This is a genomic window from Rhizobium sp. L43 (assembly GCF_002531725.1).
Lineage (GTDB): Bacteria > Pseudomonadota > Alphaproteobacteria > Rhizobiales > Rhizobiaceae > Rhizobium.
Window position 1 is genome coordinate 1 of the sequence record NZ_NWSQ01000042.1, and the last position, 19,507, is coordinate 19,507.

The 19,507-nt window shown below is 56.9% G+C and carries 10 protein-coding genes and 3 pseudogenes; 7 read left to right on the forward strand and 6 right to left on the reverse strand.

All coding sequences use genetic code 11. The features are described from left to right. From CO667_RS32085 to CO667_RS32100, 4 genes and pseudogenes are all read left to right on the forward strand, one after another. A pseudogene (locus tag CO667_RS32085) lies at positions 1–415 on the forward strand (IS5 family transposase); the annotation flags it as partial. Further along, positions 412–1,076: pseudogene (locus CO667_RS32090) on the forward strand (SOS response-associated peptidase); the annotation flags it as partial. The pseudogenes CO667_RS32085 and CO667_RS32090, both read left to right, overlap by 4 nt. A 659-nt stretch (positions 1,077–1,735) precedes the next feature. Beyond that, on the forward strand, positions 1,736–1,990 hold the full coding sequence (locus tag CO667_RS32095) for a type II toxin-antitoxin system HicA family toxin (RefSeq protein WP_096771483.1): 255 nt from the start codon (positions 1,736–1,738) through the stop codon (positions 1,988–1,990). Beyond that, entirely contained in the window at positions 1,987–2,343 is a 357-nt protein-coding gene (locus tag CO667_RS32100; RefSeq protein ID WP_096771484.1) for a type II toxin-antitoxin system HicB family antitoxin, read from the forward strand. The genes CO667_RS32095 and CO667_RS32100 overlap by 4 nt, the downstream gene beginning before the upstream one ends. A gap of 965 nt (positions 2,344–3,308) precedes the next feature. On the opposite strand, the gene CO667_RS32115 is transcribed toward CO667_RS32100, so the two are convergent. The 3 genes from CO667_RS32115 to CO667_RS32125 are packed head-to-tail and all read right to left on the reverse strand — an operon-like array spanning position 3,309 to position 7,829. After that, the gene (locus tag CO667_RS32115) at positions 3,309–4,616 is read right to left on the reverse strand and encodes a hypothetical protein (RefSeq protein WP_096771486.1); all 1,308 of its coding nucleotides are present in this window, start codon (positions 4,614–4,616) and stop codon (positions 3,309–3,311) included. Further along, positions 4,609–5,058, reverse strand: coding sequence for a response regulator (locus tag CO667_RS32120; protein ID WP_096771487.1), 450 nt, complete (start codon positions 5,056–5,058; stop codon positions 4,609–4,611). Before CO667_RS32120 ends, CO667_RS32115 begins: the two co-directional genes overlap by 8 nt. Next, positions 5,055–7,829 carry a hypothetical protein gene (locus CO667_RS32125; RefSeq protein WP_096771488.1) on the reverse strand — a complete coding sequence of 925 codons (2,775 nt, stop codon included), beginning with the start codon at positions 7,827–7,829 and terminating at the stop codon, positions 5,055–5,057. Before CO667_RS32125 ends, CO667_RS32120 begins: the two co-directional genes overlap by 4 nt. Positions 7,830–8,213: 384 nt before the next feature. On the opposite strand from CO667_RS32125, the gene CO667_RS35135 reads away from it, so the two are divergent. The 3 genes from CO667_RS35135 to istB all read left to right on the forward strand — a co-directional run bounded on the left by CO667_RS35135 (position 8,214) and on the right by istB (position 11,921). Further along, a complete protein-coding gene (locus CO667_RS35135; protein WP_245424587.1) occupies positions 8,214–9,530 on the forward strand; it encodes a hypothetical protein in 1,317 nt (438 codons plus the stop codon). An 89-nt stretch (positions 9,531–9,619) separates the two neighbouring features. Continuing rightward, positions 9,620–11,137 carry an IS21 family transposase gene (gene istA, locus CO667_RS32140; RefSeq protein ID WP_128715576.1) on the forward strand — a complete coding sequence of 506 codons (1,518 nt, stop codon included), beginning with the start codon at positions 9,620–9,622 and terminating at the stop codon, positions 11,135–11,137. Continuing rightward, a complete protein-coding gene (gene istB / locus CO667_RS32145) occupies positions 11,127–11,921 on the forward strand; it encodes an IS21-like element helper ATPase IstB (RefSeq protein ID WP_054186382.1) in 795 nt (264 codons plus the stop codon). The genes istA and istB overlap by 11 nt, the downstream gene beginning before the upstream one ends. Positions 11,922–11,993: 72 nt before the next feature. Here the strand turns inward: istB and CO667_RS32150 are convergent. From CO667_RS32150 to CO667_RS32160, 3 genes and pseudogenes are all read right to left on the reverse strand, one after another. After that, positions 11,994–12,224: pseudogene (locus CO667_RS32150) on the reverse strand (AAA family ATPase); the annotation flags it as partial. Next, positions 12,221–13,345 (reverse strand): DNA repair exonuclease, encoded by a 1,125-nt coding sequence (locus tag CO667_RS32155; RefSeq protein WP_096771489.1) that lies wholly within the window; start codon positions 13,343–13,345, stop codon positions 12,221–12,223. The gene CO667_RS32155 and the pseudogene CO667_RS32150, both read right to left, overlap by 4 nt. Positions 13,346–13,347: 2 nt before the next feature. Next, positions 13,348–19,332 (reverse strand): DUF3320 domain-containing protein, encoded by a 5,985-nt coding sequence (locus tag CO667_RS32160; RefSeq protein WP_096771490.1) that lies wholly within the window; start codon positions 19,330–19,332, stop codon positions 13,348–13,350. Positions 19,333–19,507 lie beyond the last annotated feature (175 nt).

The following is a 19,507-nucleotide window of genomic DNA, read 5'->3' on the forward strand; positions in this document are numbered from 1 at the left end:
AGGGATTATCGACAGCCAAAGCGTCAAGACCACGGAAAGCGGCGGAATATCCGGCTATGATGCAGGCAAGAAGATTAAGGGCCGCAAGCGTCAGATTGTCACCTATACGCTTGGATTTCTGATCTTCGTGTTCATCCATGCTGCCGACATACAGGATCGCGACGGCGCACCCCATGTCCTCAAGGCGATCCGCCGCCGTTTTCCGTGGCTGCGCCACATCTTCGCCGATGGTGGCTACGCCGGAGCCAAGTTGAGGCGAGCAATGTGCGGCCATGGTGACTGGACGATCGAAATCGTCAAGCGTTCGGATCACGCCAAGGGCTTCGTCGTCCTGCCCAAGAGATGGGTGGTGGAAAGGACTTTCGCCTGGCTTGGACGCTGCCGCCGTCTCGCCAAGGATTGGGAGAAATCGATCAGATGGGGCCGATCGTCCGCAATACCGCGGACGGGAAGAAACAACTGGTCCATGCGCGCTGGGGACTGCCCTCCCCGCGCTTCGCGCTCGAGAAGACGGCCAAAGCCACGGACTTGCGGCCAAGGGCAAGCCATTCGATTTCGAAGAGCTGATCCGCATAGAGGCCGACCGCGGCACGACCAATGTGCGCAAGCTCAATTTTCCGCATAGGAAGCGATGGTTCGGCGTCGAAAATAGATGTCTCGTCCCGGTCACCAGTTTCGCGGAACCGGATCCGGCCAGCCAAGCGGAAGGTGGTAAGGTGCCAAATGCCTGGTTCGCCCGCGATGAGCAAAAGTCGCTGATGTTTTTCGCTGGCATCCATGTGCCGCAATGGCAGAGTGTCCGAAAAGTCAGGGATGGCCTGACAACCGACGACCTTTATGGGTTTTTGACCACGGATCCCAACAGACTGGTGGAGCCGATCCATGAGAAGGCCATGCCGGTCCTGCTGCTGACGAAGGAAGAGACCGACACCTGGATGCGGGCGCCTTGGGATGAGGCCAAGAATCTCGCACGGCCTCTACCGGACGACGCGCTAATTATTTCCTCACGCGAGCCGTATGGATCCACGATCGTCTCGACATCCGGAGAGCCGGTGGAACAGGGCGGTTTGCTTTAACGCCGGAACTCAGAGCTTGATTGTATCGGAAAACGAAAAAAGCCTGCCGCGGGAGGAGGTGCGGCAGGCTTTTCGAAAGAATTGAACAACGGCTGGGAGGAGGAGTGCCGCTATTCCGTCAGGCGCCCCTTGGGAGGAGGAATGGGTCGCCTGAAACACGAAGCTTTGCGGGAGGAGGTGCATCGCTTCGATGATCTGAAAATACCAGAGGCTGCCCCGACCGCCAGCGCTCAGATCGCAGTGCAGCCATGCGCATGTTGCAATGCAATATGAAATTCTGTGCGTTTTTCGGCATTGTGGTCGAGACGCAGTGTTCCCGTGCCGGGGTTGAAGCTGACGATATCGGTTCCGCTAAGCTCCTCGCATAGAGCCAGGTCCGTTTCCCCTCCTCCGAGCTTTTCGCAAGCGCGTCTTCGAACGTCGCCAGAATCGGTGGAGGTGTTTTGCCGCCGGCAGTCATGGTGCCAGACATTCGTCGCAGATCCCGCAGCCATAGAAATGAGTTGGGCGAGGGTGCCCAATGGACGCCTTGAAGGGATACGAACTGCCGACCCGCGATTATTGCCCCACCACGCCCCCCGGTACGACCTTTGGGATGAATTCAAGAGGCTGTTGAGTTTGTGCTTGCATAATCAGCAAGCGTCTCTATATTTGCTAGCATGAACAGCAAGCAGAGAAAGACTCTCGCGGCGGTCTTCACGGACCCGGTCTCGGGAACCATTGAATGGGCCGCTATAGAGAATCTGCTTGTGGCTGCCGGAGCCGACGTCATTGAGGGGAACGGTTCCCGCGTTAAGTTTGAAAAAGACGAGATCATTGCGAGCTTCCATCGACCTCATCCGGACAAGGAAGCAAAGCGTTATCAGGTGCGCGATGCTCGCGAGTTCCTGATGCAGATTGGAGTAACGCCATGAACATCATGACCTATAACGGATATCACGCTCGCATCGAATTCGACGCTGAGGACGATGTGTTTTTCGGCAGGATTGCAGGTATCTCCGATGTAATCGGCTTTCACGGTGACAGTGTCACTGAACTCAAGAAAGCCTTCCATGAGGCAGTCGATGACTACCTCGAGACCTGCAGGAAAATCGGCAAAGAGCCTCAGCGACCCTATTCTGGGAAGATGATGTTTCGTGTCGCTCCCGAAGTCCATCGCCGAGCAGCTCTTGCTGCTGAGCTTTCGGGAAAGAGTCTGAACCAGTGGGCAGAAGAGGTGCTGGAAGAGGCCGCCGACCATTATGCCGAGGCGCGCTTGCCGGCGTAGTTCCCTTCACAGTACCGCCCATCGGCGTGTCCGGTGAATTGGTGTTCCCGACGATCCATTATGCGATCCTCTTGGCCCAGACCGTGAACAGCATGGCAACAAGCTCTAGTCTCGAAAGCTCTGGCGGTGCCGGCGATGTGGGAACTAAACACTCAGCCGCTAGAACAAATATCGGTCCCTCGGGGTCAGGAACCGAGCGTCGGGAAGAAGTCTGACGCATGCGAGACCTCATTCTTTTGGATGACTTTCCGCGCATCGTACAGATCTCAGCGGGAAATCCGGAGCGGGGGGCATGCACTATCGCGAAAGGAAGGTGCTGTCGACAGCACCTTGGCTGGTCATCGAAGCTGCCGCAGTCGGTGTTTCGAGCGGTATAACCCGTTGCAGACTTCGAAAAGCTGGAACTGTTAGTCGCCGCACTATTGACCTTTGAACATCAGCGGCCTGTTCGCACCGCCCTGGCGATCCGGGCAGCAGACGCGCCTTGTTCCGTACGGATCGTGACAGAGCCAACAAATCTCGGGACCGCTGGCTTTCTTGATTGGCGACTCCGAAGCGGGCGGATCGACCGAGGCGAACTCCACCGCATCCTCGGGTGCAGGCAGGATCAACCTGCCCTGCCGCGCCATCGTTCGCCAAGTCGACAGTTGGTTCGGCTTCACGCCATGCCGCTGTGCGACCTCATTCACCATCACGTCGGCCGAAGGCTCTTGGAAACGATCTCTGCCTTTGACCTCGTCCCGTCGGTGCCCGTGACCTCACGTCCAGATTTCTTGGTTGTTAGAACCGCCAATGTACTCTTAATGGAGAAACTCCCGTCGCTCGTCCATGGAAGCCAATCACAGATTTGGGCAGTCAGGGCAACGCGGGAGCGGAACACCCGTTACGTGATTTTTCGGTGCACGACGTAATCCGTCTTTGATCACGTTTGGCGAGACTGTTGGAGAGGAACACAAACCGCCCTCTTAGCTCGATTGGCAGTCGTCCCAAACCAAATATTCGCGGGCGACCACGTATGACAAGGTCGAGGCCCACTTTTGCGCCTGCTTGTTCTTCTTACCTTGTCCATGATCGGCAACGCCTTTGATGACGACAGCACCCGGTTTAGGGCCAACTGTCGCATCGACCGCCGCATAGATCGAGTGGGCTTCCATCTCCAAGCCAATTGCTGACGGGAACCGGCTGCGGATTGTTGCAATCTGACGGACGCTATCGACGACACTCGATCCGGACAACATCAGACCGCAGTAGACGGTCGGATTGGCGGCGACCGGTTCGTCACACTTTGCAGCCGTTTTTTTGAAGGGCTTGCTCGCCGACAAGAGCGCACTATCGAGCGCCAATGCGTTCGTTTCAAAGTATGCTTTAAGATGGTTTCTAAAGCTATGTTCGGGCGTGCGAACGACGGACCGATTATAGAAAGGGTCATCGCGAACCAACTCCTCGGAGTATTTCCCTTCGTCCCAACAGGCCGTCTCGTCAGCCACTATGACGTCGCCGAGCATCGATTTGCGTGGCGAGCTCAAGTCGTTGAGACCGCAGCACATTCCGAGCATCAGCAGCGTTTTGGGCCTTAAGAAAGCAATCACGTTACCAACGAGGGCGGCACTCGTTGAAAGCCCCGTCTCTTGAATACAGATGAGGCCAACCCTCCGAGTTGTCGCGCCGTAGCTGACTTTGCCAAACACATTCATCCGTTTGCCGAGCCGCGCATCACTGGTCGGCGGGGCAAGCCACTCAATGGCCTCGTTAATTGGCGCGAATTCGTTTTCGTAGCGAGCCACAACGATCAACACATCAAGATCGTACGTTGAGTTATAGTACCGCATCAAGGCCGTCTTCGCCTTCGAGATATATCGCAGTTCCTCAATAAGGCGGTCGAGCCAACTGTCGTCCATCGCCTTATACTGCTGCACCGTGACCGTCGCGTCGGTTGCCTGCAGATCCGGAAGCTCGCTCTCCTCGAAGGACGTTAAGGCCAGAACCCGGAAAGGTTGGGCTGTCGGATTGCTGCGAAGGTAGTGAAGGAACGCTTTCGAGGCTTCGAAACTGGGCATATTGTCGTTGTCGACGAATGGTATTTTCAGATCAAGAACGATAATATCAAAATGCTTGTTCTCACCGAGTGCCAGCACCGCGCCGGTATGGCTCGCCGCGCGACAGATGGCCGGCTCTGGGAGACTTTCCTGGCGAAAGCGCTCGACGAGTTTCTTGCAAACGTCCTCGTATTTACTGTTCTGATCCTCAACAATGAGAATGCTAAGCTTATCCATTTAGGGGCCTCAAATGACTGATGAGGACTTCCCGCCAGTTGTTCGTTTCCGTCATGAAAACGTAACCGCGATATAGTCCAGGAAAGTTGGTTTTCAGGACGGTGTCCAACGTCTCGATATCCGGGATGACAGGGGTCCCTGGCTGCTGAAAACTGGAATGTTGGGTAACGACGATCGTGGGAGTTTGCAGCCCAGTGCGCCGCATGTACTGCATGACCTGAAGCCCCGCAAGCGCTTGCAGCGTTGCAGTTTGGCTCTTGTTTTCCAGGACCTCGAACGTCATGTCGAGCAGCACCAAATCATGGTGCAGCCGCAGATTGATTAGCGCCGATCGCTGATTCTTAGATCGAGTGACATTCTCGCTAGCAAAACCGCATGAAGTCAATACCTCCAGCAGGCGCCGATATTTGAGGTCGTTGTCCTCCACCACGAGTATCTTCATGACGATCGCTCCGGAACGGCATCGGGCGGCACCAGCTTGGCCGCAACGATCGGTAAATCCGCCTTGACGCAAAACCATCCATCCGACAGCAGATCTTCGCTGACCTCGATATTGAATCCTTTTTCAAAAGTCTCGCGGCATTCGTAAATCACCTTGATGAGCCCTCCTCCACCTTCGATCCGTCGGCTGGCGAGCAACTCGCCGCTGTTCATCAGATTGGCTTTGGTCAAAATCTGTTGCGCATGGGCAATGTTGCGCTTGATACGCGAGAGCTCGGATTTCCGAAAAGTGTTCGTGAAGCTCAGCTGAACCCGTGCAGAGCTGAAAGATACGATGATATTAATGAGAGTGCTGTGCCGCAAACCACTTTTGTCGATCGCGTTTTGTATGGCAATATCGGCCAGTGTCGTTAGGACCCCGACATATTTAGCGGGGATCAACACGTCGAAACCATGCCGGCGTCGGCCGTGAGCGTCACCATCATAAACTTCGAAGGTGATCCCGTTTTCGGGGGGATCATTGACCGCGATGGTACGCGCCTCGAATTCGATGAGCGATCTTAGCTGAACGTCGGATTGATGGTTGAGTTCACGGGAGTTGACACGGATCCAGCGCTCCGTCTCAGTAAACGCCGCGTCGAAATTTGCAAGCAGATGGTCTTGGACGACCGGCCGATCTTTTTCGTCCACTTCGCGCGCGCTGTCGTTACAGAGGACCAGCACATCTTCTTTATAATCAAATTTCCAACGCTGACGAGCGTGCTCAAGCATCGTATGAAGGTGAGCGATCAGATCTGTTGACAGCCGCGAAATTGCATTACCGCGGAGGGCTTCGCGACCATTCGGTAGCTCGCGACGAAACCAATCTGCAGTTGTTTTAGCGATCGCCTCGAAGTATCGGCTACTTTCTGACAGTGTCAGTTCTATCGAATTGAACCGTTTGACCACCGCGTCTACTTGATCGAGCAGATTTGCCCAATCGAGGATCGACGAGCGCACGCTGCTTTTAGCATCGAGCACGGCCCTTTCCAACCGCCGCTCCAACCAACCATGCCTCAAGCGGTTGCTGAGCACATAATCGAATGCAACGCGTGAGTTGAAGCAGATGTATCGGGTGACGAGCTGTGCTAACTGTTGCGATACAATTTCAAGAATAACATCTGCGCTTTCGTTAACGCCGTAGTAAATGCCTAGATATTCGTCGCCGCTGGTCGCAAGGAACCGCAGCAGCTCGTTCTCGACGTCGAGCGGATCAATGCGTATCATGCCGCCACTCTTATGGGTCGAATATTTTAGGAACCGCATGAACTTGCGGATATCTTCGCGACGTTGATGGACGAACTCAGGACTAAGAACGCGATGTGTCTCGACAAAATCCAAGATCGCAAGTTGGGCATGGAGAGACTTAAATTCGTCTGCACCTTCTGACAGGCCCAGACGCTTTGTGATCGGGGTCGTCAGGAGGCTCGCTAGCCGCTCGATGACTGTGGGAGAAAAGAGGTGTTTGAACGTCTTTGCCCTCGCCTTCGGTGGCAGGGTGGCAAGGCTAGTCAGGAAATCACCGAGGCCCGACTCTTTCGAGCGTCCCCGAACAAACATCGCATAGCTTTCTAGGTCCGCCGTCGCTCCACCGACCCAATAGCTATGAAAGAGGAAGGGATAGCGTGCGACAACGCGATCGGATGAAGCCAATGTTGACATGAACACGAGATGCGGCAGGTTGATGCCAGCGGTCTTGTCCAGGAGAGGCCCTAGCGACTGCCAGTTCAAGAAGTCGGGCAGTGCCTCATCTACCTCATAGGCTGCCGCAAGCCTTTTTAGAAAAGCGTGTTCCTCATCAGAGGCAAGCACGTAGACTATCGCTCCGATGAGTCTTGCCAGGGGCTGGGAATAGGATTGCACATCCTCAATGGCGATCGTCGCTCTTCGGCCAGAAAGGGTCTGACGAACCCAGACGATCAGCTTTCGAGGCAGGCGCGCGTCACCGTAGCGCGCTTGGTTCTGAATTAGATAGGCTTGTTCGGCGGCATGGCCGGATAGGGCGCGTACCATCAGCATCTGCGAGAAGAAAATTTCCAGTCCGCAAGCGTGACAGACCCGATGAGTCTCATCGAGTGACGCGAGCGACAGGCTGAGGTCGTGCTTGAACATTGCTCGCAATAAGCGAAAGGCGTCAGCGAAGAAATACGGCCAAACGCTCTGTTGGACCGCGCCGAGGAAGTTGCTGAGCTCCTCGAAATCGAATGGCTTTTTTCCTCTGACTTTGGCCACGCGGAAATTGAGGGTACGTAGATCTTCGATGTCGACAGGCAACGAAATACCCATGCTCGACAGACGTTGAGCGATCATGTTCCGTATGCGCATGGTCTCATTCAATGGCAGATGTGGCGGAGCTACCGCATGAAGATCGATTTCAGACTCGATCTTGAGGCCCAATGTTGCCGCAGCCTCGGTACCACAACAGAAAGCCACAATTTCGGGATAAAAACTCAGGACAGAGAAGCGCGACAGTATGCCGATGATCACATCATCAGGCTCATCATTTTGCAGGGCGATACCGAATCGGACGACGTTGCGGATCGTGATCCTTTCGCTTGTTAGATTTCCGCTGACACCCCGCAAGTACGCGTCAAGAGCCCCAATTGATCGCGTACCGACTACGAGCGAGCGCCGTGGGCGACGGAGCATATTAAATCGCCTGTCGATAGCATCCAGAGCGATAGCGAGCTGTTCACTCCCCACGTGAGCATTTTGATTTTCTTCTTGAAGCATTTCTATAGTGATTCCGAGACAAAGCAGACGACTTATACTTGCACATTTTCTTGCTTACGTTGCAAGGGCAATTTGAGTTGCGCAAAGCGAGGCCGGCATGAAATTTTGTGCCATTCACCGGGGTAATGATTTCGCAAAGTCGCACCGCTCAACCTGTTCGTTTCATTGCATCTGGCGGCGCGAGCGAAACGCCGATGAGGCAGCGGCAGTTCTTGACGGGATGTGAATCTGCGACCTGCCCGCCAGTTGACGCCTAATCGCGACCTCACCGCCTTGGCCGGCGTTTTCGGCCCTCGCTGAAGCCATGCGGTATCGAGGTCCGGTTTGCCACACCGTTAGCGCGCGCGTGCCATGCGAAATCGCTGTGGGAAAATACGGGTCGGCTTGACCGACATCGCCATGCTTGGCATACAAAACATGGCCCTACACGCGGGCCGGTGTGCCCGCCACGCAAAGCTATGTCAGCGTTTCATTCCTGAAGTGTCAATCCGTGCCAACAGGCATGGTCTGGCCATTAGCGGGCACATGGTCGGATCATTTCAGGATATCGATATGACCAAAGCAACAAAACTTAGCCTCAAGCTTCTTGCTAAACGATACGCGCGGGCCAAGAGAATCACGCTACACCAAGCTCTTGACTTGGTTGCGGGGAAACTGGGATTCGCCAACTGGACCAAACTCGCTTCCGCCAGCAAGAATGATTGGATACCCAGTTCCAAACAGATGGCGAGCATAGAAGCCTTCGTGGCACATGCTCTTCCGACGGAAGATTTTCAGACCGGACATCCCGAAGCAATGACCCGGCGGTTCGCAAACCTCGAACAGGCCGAACATGGCATGATTGGAGATCATGCATACCGTCTTCAGGTGATTTTCCACGACGTCGTTATGGCGGGAGCCGGATGGAGTATAAAGGTGCCTGAGAACCCTGGCGCGGCACCGATCATCCAGACATCTATCGAAAATGATGAGCGATGCCCGGTGTTTGACCCGGAATTCCTTCAAAAAGCACTTGATCTGGCGAGAGATCGGGCTGTCCAGGTTCGTGGAGAAATCTCCACCGACTGGCCCCGACGCTCCACAAAGCCTGACCTCGACGGGGTGGTTCGCCACCCACTTTGGGGCGGCGAGTCAGACATGTGGTTCTGCTTGCATTGCGGTAGAAAAATTATCGGTACTCAGATCGCTCAAAACCTCTGGCATTGCCCGGGGTGTGGGGCATCTCCTCTCGACATCTTTGACACGGCGTTCTGGTGTGATGATGGTGGTGAGTCTCTTCCGTCGGTAAGAACGGACGGGGCGGTGGACAGTGACAAGCCCGATTTCCGGGTTGTCGATGACAGACCCAAACTCGACCTGAATGAAGAGAAGATCACTCTTCTCATCCGATGCGCCTTGCTTGATGACGCCACCAACATCAGCGAAAAGCTAGGCGCACTTCAGGCTGAGATCAGTGTCGAAGACGAAAATGACGTCTGGATCGCACTTGAGGAGGATTTGTGGCCGCACGACAAGCGGCCCGTTCAGGCCTTTATTGTAGCGGCACAACTGGGAATCGAGGTTGAACTCGAATCGATGTGCTCCGCGATACCCTTCGCCTGGCCGAGATTGGGCGAGCTAACCTCCAGCACGAGCGAGTATACGCAAATGATGCTGGATGCGTACGCTCAGTATGAGCTGTTGGTTTCCACGCAGAACTGAGCCGGTTAGGCGCATAATTTCCATTGAGAATTGAGCCATGTGAACCTTCCCCCAACGCGGTGAGCGACGGGGGCAACGGAGTGATCCACATGGGACTTTTAAATATCATCCGTCGGATGGCGCTTCGGGAGAAGCAGTCGATCCGCGAGATCAGCCGACGAACCGGATTGTCGCGCAATACGATCGCGAAGTATTTGAGCGCCGGCACGATCGAGCCGAAGTTCACGGTACCGGAACGACCAAGCAAGCTTGATCCGTTCGCCGACAAACTCGCTGGCTGGCTGAAGACCGAGGCCGGGAGGTCACGCAAGCAGCGCCGAACGCTGAAGCAACTTCATGCCGATCTGATGGCTCTGGGCTTTACCGGGTCCTACGGCCGGGTCGCCGCCTTCGCCCGTGAGTGGCGGATTGAGCAGCAGATATCGGGCCGCGGCATATTCGTTCCGCTGTCTTTCCGCGCTGGCGAGGCATTCCAATTTGATTGGAGTGAGGACTATGCCGTGATCGGCGGCGAACGCACGAAGCTTCAGGTCGCCCACATCAAGCTATCGCACAGCCGAGCTTTTCTGATCAGGGCCTACCTGCTGCAAACCCACGAGATGCTCTTTGACGCTCATTGGCACGGCTTCCGCGTGTTCGGCGGTGTGCCTAGTCGCGGCATCTACGATAACATGAAGACTGCAGTCGACCGTGTTGGCCGCGGCAAGGAGCGACAGGTCAATATCCGTTTCCTGGCAATGACGAACCACTACGTCTTTGCGCCTGAGTTCTGCAATCCCGCCGCGGGTTGGGAGAAGGGTCAGGTCGAGAAAAACGTCCAGGATGCCCGACCGCGGCTGTGGCAACAGATGCCGGACTTCCCGGATTTATTGGCGTTGAACGCATGGCTGGAACAGCATTGCCAAGACCTGTGGCGCGAGACCCAGCACGGCACTTTGCCCGGCACGATTGCGGACATCTGGGTCGCCGAGCAGGCTGCTCTGATGGCATTACCTGCCGCTTTCGATGGCTTTGTCGAACAGAGCAAGCGCGTCTCGCCGACTTGCCTGATTACCTTCGAGCGGAACCGCTACAGCGTGCCCGCGTCGTTTGCTAACCGGCCCGTCAGCCTGCGGATTTATCCGGAGCGGCTGGTCGTTGCGGCCGAGGGCAATATCCTATGCGAGCATGCGCGGGTTATTGAGAGGAGTCACGACAAACCGCCGCGAACGATTTACGACTGGCGGCATTACCTTGCGGTCATCCAACGCAAACCTGGTGCCCTGCGCAATGGTGCGCCCTTCCTGGAATTGCCGTTGGCCTTTCGACGGCTGCAGGACCAGATGCTTCGCCGCCCTGGCGGTGATCGTGAGATGGTCGATATCCTTGCTCTCGTTCTTCATCACGACGAACAGGTCGTCGTCAGGGCTGTGGAACTGGCTCTGGATGCGGGCGTAGCGACGAAGACGCATGTGCTGAACCTGCTGCATCGGCTGATCGACGGCAAGACGACCGATGGCCCCGATATCGATACGCCACACGCGTTGACCTTGCTTCACGAACCCAAGGCCAATGTCGAGCGCTACGATGGTCTGCGCGTCCGGATCGGAGGTCGCCATGCGTCATGATCCTGCCAGCGCCGCAGTCGTCATCATGCTGCGTAGCCTGAAGATGTATGGCATGGCCCAGGCTGTCACTGACCTGATCGAGCAAGGAGCCCCGGCTTTCGATGCGGCCGTGCCGATCCTGTCCCAGTTGCTGAAGGCCGAGATGGCCGAGCGCGAGGTCCGTTCCATCGCCTATCACATGAAGGCTGCTCGCTTCCCAGCCTACAAGGACATCTCCGGGTTCGACTTCGCCGCCAGCGAGATCAACGAAGCGACGGTGCGCCAGTTGCACCGATGCGAGTTCATGGACGGAGCGCATAATATTGTGCTTGTCGGCGGACCGGGCACAGGAAAAACACATGTCGCGACCGCCCTCGCAGTCCAGGCGATTGAGCATCATCGCCGAAAAGTTCGCTTCTTCTCGACCATAGAATTGGTCAATGCGCTCGAGCAGGAGAAGGCCAAAGGCAAGGCGGGCCAGATCGCTGAGACGCTGGTTCGCCTCGATCTGCTGATCCTCGATGAACTCGGATACCTTCCGTTCAGTGCCTCAGGCGGAGCGCTGCTCTTCCATCTGCTGAGCAAGCTTTATGAACGCACCAGCGTCATCATTACCACCAACCTCAGCTTCAGCGAGTGGGCCACCGTCTTTGGGGACGCCAAGATGACGACCGCTCTGCTCGACCGCCTGACCCATCGTTGTCATATCCTGGAAACCGGCAACGACAGCTTCCGATTCAAAGCCAGCTCGGCTGCCGCAGCACAGAGGAAAGGAGAAAAAACCAATCCCTTGACCAAACCCTGATCAGAAAACCATACTCAGAGGTGGCTCACTTCTCGGTGGAAAAACCGGCTCAGTTCCGCGTGGAAACCAACAGTCGGCTTCGAGCAGTGGATTGCCACCACTGTAGGGCCGCAATCTCTGAACATCGGCGGGAGTACCAGAATGTGGTTGGAAAAAGAGTGCGTGCAGCGCTTCAAAGCTGGTCGACTTGCCAAACTCGTTGGCAGCGCAAAGGACGTTCACGCCATCGCCAATACCGTCAATGGCAACACCACGACCGGCAAACCGCTTCACATTGAACAAGCGTAGTGCCGAGATCTTCATGGTGTGATCGCCTGTGCGTAAGAATAAAGGCGCACCAGCGCCGCCCGTGCGATCTCACGTTCAGACGATGCGCGACTCTCGTCGTCCCCCTCGGCACGCAACGCATTCGCGGCCTCGCGAAGTGCGCCTCCGCGATCTATGTGGTCAAGGTCTTCGACCTCGTACTCCGTGACAATACCCATGTCATCCAACTCGAGGAATGCGAAATCCGGCAAAAGTCTCTCGGCCGCACCCGCCAACGCTGCTCGTGCCGCCAGACGACTGCGACCTGTCGCCGCCACGCGGGCGAGGGTCATCCTTCGATGCCTGGAATCCGGCAGGAGCGCTTCTAAGGCCGAGACGGGTTCGTCGCCTTCGAGAAGGTGAAGATCCAGCCTGCGCCATGTAAAGCTCTCCATCGGTAGCGGCGTTACCTCGGGCTGGGCGGAGGGGCCGGCAATGCTAACAAGCAACGCGGTGCCTGGACGTTGGTGTTTGAAACGGTCGGGTTCAGGGGTACCGCTGTAATGGGTTCGCTGATCGATCTCGACCGCGCCGTGCCAATCGCCAAGCGCAAGATAGTCAAGTCCGGCTCGCCGTGCCCGGTCCACCGCAATAACATCCGAGGCGATTGCCTCCTCGGAGAAACTCTGAATTGCGCCATGGGCAAGCCCGACGCGAAGCGTCCCCTCTGGCGTTGCTTCGCCATCCATCCATTCAGTCAAATCCCGGCCAGGACGGCGTGTGGTGCAAGGGGCAGGCAATAGAAAAACGTCCCTCGCCAATTCGACCGGCCGAGGCTCGACCGCGAGCACGACATTTTCCGGCACTTCTGCAATCAGCGTCGTCCAAAGCTGCGTTGCCTGTAGCGAATCGTGGTTGCCGGGCAGAATTACCCATCGGATCGGGGCGTGGTTCTGCATCTCCGTGAGAGCCTGTCTTCGCACATCCGGCGCAGGCGTTTCGGTGTCGAATGTGTCGCCCGCGAGCAGGATAGTGGTGGCGCCTTGTTCGCGGGCGTGCTGAGCGAGCCGCGCGATGACTGCGTGTCTTGCCTCGCGCAATCGACTGGGCAAGTCGCCCGAGAAATTGCCGAAGCGCTTGCCAAGATGGAGGTCGCTTGAATGGATAAATCGGAACATGGCTACTCGAATGAATGGTTGGTTGAAATATGCTGCTGCGCTCTCGCAATCGCTTCGTCAAGCCGTGAGCGGGAAACAGCGGCAAGGCGCTCGACACCAAGCAGCCGAGCCAGATCTCGGGCCGGATCTAATTGGTCTAGTAAGTCGGGATTATCGAGTACTACAAAAGCAAGTTCCGCAAGCGGGATATCGGCAATCGATCTGCGCGCATCCTCGCTGGCTGGCTTCCGGTATGCAACAATTTCGGAAACGGTTCCCACCTTCCAGACGAACTCGCCGCTCGATTCCTTGGTCGTTTGGAGACCGCGAAGATGAAGGTCGATCCTCTCTCGGATTCGTCCACCGGTACGCAACCAGCCGTGCGCCCGCGAAATGCGCTGGGCTAGTATGTCTGTGCGTACCGGGCTTTCGGTTTCGATGACCGCTTCGATCATACCTCGCAGGGTATCTCTATAGCCGAATTCGAAGAACTGATCGGGATCAGCTCGGAAGCTGGACAGATCGGTGACACGATATCGCTGTCCATCCGATGCTTCGTCGCCGACCGAAGCGGCAGGTGGTTGTGTTCCCACCGATCCCAACATGCTTGAAGAGGGCGGCGTCTCCGCAGAGACGAGTTCGGTCTCGACGATCGCTGGAGGCAAAATAGCCTGCTCGACAGGAGGGGCAGCTTCGTCGTCATGAATTTCGTCAATCCCCTCCACCTCGTGCCCCATGTTCCAACGGGTCGCGGTGTCCTCCGTTTCCGTAGCACGGCGCGCCCTGCTCTCCTCCAGGAGGGCTTCGAGGCTGGCATGGAGTCGCTCGGCGCAGCCTGCCGCATCGAACCACCAATCGGTCGACCAGACTCGCAATATGTTCCAGCCAAGACCTCTCAACACCTGTTCACGGACCTTGTCGCGGTCTCTGGCGGTGGCCGATCCGTGGTAGGTGGCGCCATCGCACTCCACGCCCGCCAGATAGCTACCAGCCAAATCGGGATGGCGGATACCGAAATCGATCCGAAATCCGGAAATCCCAACCTGCGGCACGACCCGCCAGCCGTGGCGCTCCAATTGCGCAGCGACGGCCTCCTCGAAGGGGGAGTCGAAACCGCCGACAGAACCGATATCCTGGGCCGGCAGGGCGATCGCGCCACGGTCGGCATAGTCGAGGAATGTCTTCAGATGTTGTACGGCGAGTGCCTTTGTGCGGGTCGGGTCGATCTGGTCAGCCGTGAAACCGGAGAAGACGATGAGTTCCTGCCGCGCACGTGTGACAGCAACATTGAGGCGGCGCTCGCCACCGTCCCGGTTGAGCGCGCCGAAATCCATCGTGAGCTTGCCAGCGGCGTCCTTCCAGAACGTGATCGAAAACAGGATGACGTCTCGCTCGTCGCCCTGCACGTTCTCCAGGTTCTTGACGATCGTGGGCTCGACCCGTTCCTCGACAAAGAACCACTCGAGCTCCGGATCGGCTCGGCGCGCGGAATCGAGGAGATCGAGGATCAGCGACTGCTGCTGCGCGTTGAAGGTGATTATCCCAAGCGTCGGGCGATCTTTTTCAGACAATTTCAGCCACGCCTTCATTCGGGAAACGGCTTCTTTTGCGACTGCCTCTGCTTCGATCCGGTTGGTTCTGCTCTTCCCACGGTCGTAAATGCCGTTAGGTACCTTGCGCAGATGTACCGCGCGGTCTTCAACGGCAGGCGACGGAAACGTTACCAGACGGTTCTGGTAGTAGTGATGGTTTGAGAAAGCGATCAGAGACTCGCTTCGACTGCGGTAGTGCCATCGTAAATCGCGGACCGGAATACCAGCGGCCTTCGCCTCGTCAAGAATGCTCTCCAGATCCTTCTCATGATCGGCGACTTCCTCCTCTTCCTCGTTGCGCCCGAAGAAGTTCGTCGGCGGCAACTGCTTCGGATCCCCGACAATAATAGTCTGGCGAGCCCGCGCGATGGCGCCAACAGCGTCCCAGGTTGTTATCTGCGACGCCTCATCGAAGATCACAACGTCAAACAACGCCTGGTTTGGCGGGAGATACTGAGCAATGGAGAGCGGCGACATGAGCATGCAGGGCGCAAGCTTTGAAAAGTTCTGCGGCATCTTGCCGATCATGTCTCGTATCGACTGGCTCGGCCGTTGCAACTCCATCTGGTAGCGCAAGAGGCCGAGTTCCGAATTCCGTGGAACGCTCTGAACGGGCGGCAATCCGTGGGCAATCACACTGACGACACGTGAGGTAGCGTGTGATCGAACGAGATCATCGATTTCACGAAATTCACGGATTGCGTTTTCGTGCTGGAAACGGCGGAAACTTCGCAGAACATGGTCTGCGTCCAGAACCTTCGGAAGCCACCACCTCGCGTAACCGAGGCGAAACGCAGCTCGCGCTTCATCGAGCCGGATCACCCCATTCTCAATCTGTTCGACCAGAGAGGACAGGTTCGCGTGCATTGCGCGGCTTCTGATCCGGCACCAGGCGGACCAATCGCGAAGCAGATGTCGTGCACCGATGAGAGCATCAAGCTTCTCCCTAAGCGTCGCAAGGTCGACCACGTCTTTCTCAACAGAGCGATCCCACCCCGCAATCGTGCTGAAGCGCTGTCGCGCTTCCTTAAAGCCTTCGACTGCGGCAAGAAGCCTGTCTCCCGCTTGCCGGACGCCATCGTTTTCAACCACTGCGTGGAGACATGGCGCGATGATGCGGACCGCCGACCGTATCTCCTCCTGATCACGTCCCGGAAGCGGCATGGTGGCACGAAACTCTCGCGCCAGTTCCAGAGTTTGGGCAACCACTCCGACATCTGTACCCAGGCCGTGTACCGGCAAGGGTTTTCCGTTCAACAGATTCTGGTCGATCGCCGCCAGGCAATCCTTCATGCGGCGCATTAGTGGGAGGTCCCGCTCCGGTTCCGCGGTACCTTTATCGGCATAGCTTTGCAGCAGCTTTTGAATCTTGCGCTTGGCAAGCATCGCGTTTGGCCAAAACGAAGCGTTCGCCTCTCGCCATTGGCGATCCAGCACGTCCGGATCAAGGTCTCGAATGGCGGAGGCTCCATAAGATGCTGCGAGTCCGCGCTCTGCTTCGCGATAGGCCTCGATAGAATTTCGAAGACTTTCCAGCGCCTCGGCACATCGCGCGAAGTCCCGATCGAATACGATCGTGATGTCGCGACCTCGGCATTTCTGCAGTGCTCGCGCTAGACTTTCCAATGCTTGGAGTTCGGCTTGTGACGACCGTTCCCGCGGCTTCAGGCCCATGCTCGCGAGATAGCCGTCGATTGAGCTGGCCAACAGATCGATCGCATTCTGCAGCGATTGTGCGGACGCTAACAACCCATCCTGCCAGGCGGAAGTCCATTCGCCAACCTTAACAAGGTCCAGTGCTGGCTGCCGCTCGACCGATGCGAAGACCAGACCGAGTTCGCCCGCAAGGTCTTCAAGCTCGCGTAACGTCTGCGCATCATGAGCGTCTCGTTCCAACCATGACAAGCCTGGTGCCGGAGCGTCCACAGCCTTGAGAGCGACGCCCAATGCCAGATAAGGCGTCCATCCGTTTGGATAACGATTGTGCAAAGCCTCGACGTAGGCATTGAGCTCGTCGCGGCGCAATCGAAGTCGCTCGTTGATCGCGACCCACTCCGACGCATCTGTCCGACCGCCATGCTCCCAGGCTGCCTTGAGCTGTCCAAGGAAATGTCGGCGATCAGCTTTGTGCGAGTGCAATTCGATGCAGTGGTCTCCGAGGCCGTGCGCGCGTAACCGACGGTAGACAACGTCCAGCGCAGCCGTTTTTTCAGCGACGAACAGGACCGTTTTTCCCACCGCGAGGCAGTTCGCGATCATGTTTGCGATAGTCTGGCTCTTGCCCGTACCGGGAGGACCGACAATGACGAAATCTCGGCCCTCAGCGGCCGCCAGGCTTGCCGCTGTCTGGGATGAATCTGACGGAAGAAGGCAAATGATGTCCGCTGGCGCGTAAGCAAGATCGAGCTCACGCTCGTCCCGGAACGCCGATTGCCCGCCGCCTTCTTGGAAGGCGTCCTCCGGCGTATCGATCAGATGGCGGACCACTCTGTTCTCGCGAAGCGCCTCGGTACGTTCCACGAGATCCTTCCACATGAGGAATTTCGCGAAGGAGAAGGTCGACAATGCTGTCTCGTCCACAACCTCCATACCAGGCACGTCACGGACCGCCTGCCGCATCATCGCCAGAAGACGTGGTACATCCACCCCATTGTCATCGAGCGGCAGATCGCCGCCGAACTGGGGAAGCGTCAGGTCGAAATCCCGCTCCAGGAATTGCAAGAGAGTAGCATTGAAGCGCGGCTCATCCTCATGAAAGCGGATCGTAAAGCGCGAACTGGCACTGCGGCGCTCAAGCTTTACCGGAACCAACAAAAGCGGCGCTCGATAGCTGCGCTCATCCTCCGGTTTCTTCTTCCACCGCAGGAAGCCGACGGCAAGAAAGAGGGTGTTTGCTCCGCCCTCGGCAAAATCATTACGGACCTGCCTGTACAGGTCGATCAACCGAGCATCGAGCTGTTGAGTATCCAGTGGCGACGGAAGTTCGTCTCTCAGCAGAGCTTCGGCAGCAAAATTGCGCTGAAGATCGCGGCCGTGCACGTCACGATAGAGCGCCGCGTCCCGTTCGCCGAGTGGGTTCTGTTCGGGCAATGAAATGATCCGTACTGCAGCGCCATTCGCGAGTCGGTCTTCGAGATAGGCAACGTCAGTACAAAGAAACGGAATCGTCTTCTTCGATTCGGGAAAGTTGAGGAGCCGGTTGCGAAGGGTGAGATCGAGCAGCTTCTTCTGCCATCGGTCGATACGGCCGGCGGCGGTGGGCGGTTTTATCTCAATGATATCAGCCGGTAACTCGCCAAAACTGAGGGCTGAGGGAAGGCGCAGATCCGCGACGGGTGACATTTCGTCATCGAGGACATTGCGCCGGATCGGCTCATGTGAGGCGAGTGGCATGACCCCGCCGCTTCTCGATCGCCTGACATCGATCGCCGCGACGAATGCGTGAGCTTCGCCTTCTCCGAGACGGCTGTCCAGGGCCCGCTGTGCACTTTCCAAGGTCATGGCGGGACGATGCGTCACGCCAGTCGTTTCAAACACTATCAACTCGCGCGATGCAAGGGCCTTTCGGACCTCCATATGATCTGTCTCGATCGCATGGGCGAAGGTTCTCTTAGACAGCCATACACCAACTGCCGCATGCCCATCGAACATCAAGACGACCGGATGCAATCCGGCGGCTTCCAGTCCAGCGGCAAAAAGAAGGGTAGTATCAAGGCAGGTCGCCAGCCGCTCCTCGGCAATTGTGCTGGGACGCCGAATCTTCTGGCCGCGACTTTCAAAACTTGCCGGCGGCTCTGCGTAGTGCAGCCCCATCCCGGCAACGGCTGAATAGATAGCTGCGGCGAGCATGTAGGCTCGCTGGGGATTCTGTGACTGGTAACCGTCCAATCCTCCCGGCTGACCGTGTGCAGCAAGCCTTTCTGCTGCCGTTCGCAGGATTTGGGCAACTCCCGGATCGTTCGGCATGACGAAGGCTGGCAGCAGTTGCACCATATCGGCAACGCCTCCCCATTCGTCTCGCGCAAGCAGTCTGACGGGAAGGCGCCGTTCGTCCAGAATCTCTCCACCCCTGGATAGACGTAGCGTGATCTCACCGCGCTCTGCCTCATTTAGGCCGGAGAGATAGGCGGCGTCGAATTCGACTTTTCGATCGACCAGCGGAAGCCGATCGCCCGGCATCAGGCGATCAACTATCCATGATTTCGGCCTTAGAAACGAAGGCGAAGACGTCAGATCGAGGCGGCAGTTTTCAATGTGCCTATCAGTATTATTCTCAATCAGGATCGAGCGGATGACCGGAATCGCATTTTGGTAAGATGCGTAGGTGAAGCTGGCCGCAACGTCGACAACAACGGCAGGATTGTTGGATCTATCGGCTTCTTTGCTTTCACTACCATAATTCTCAAAATCCTGCATTGCTGTCTCCCCCTTGGCGGAAAAGACTAGCCGTGTTTTTCAACTTTAAGAAGACCAGTCTTGGAGACAAATGAACTTTTGAGACGTTTTCTTTGAAAGCATGGGGCCGAGTTATAGTCCGGCTCATCGACCACGAGACTCGCCTTCAGAAGGCCATGCCCATTTTTGGTCCGGT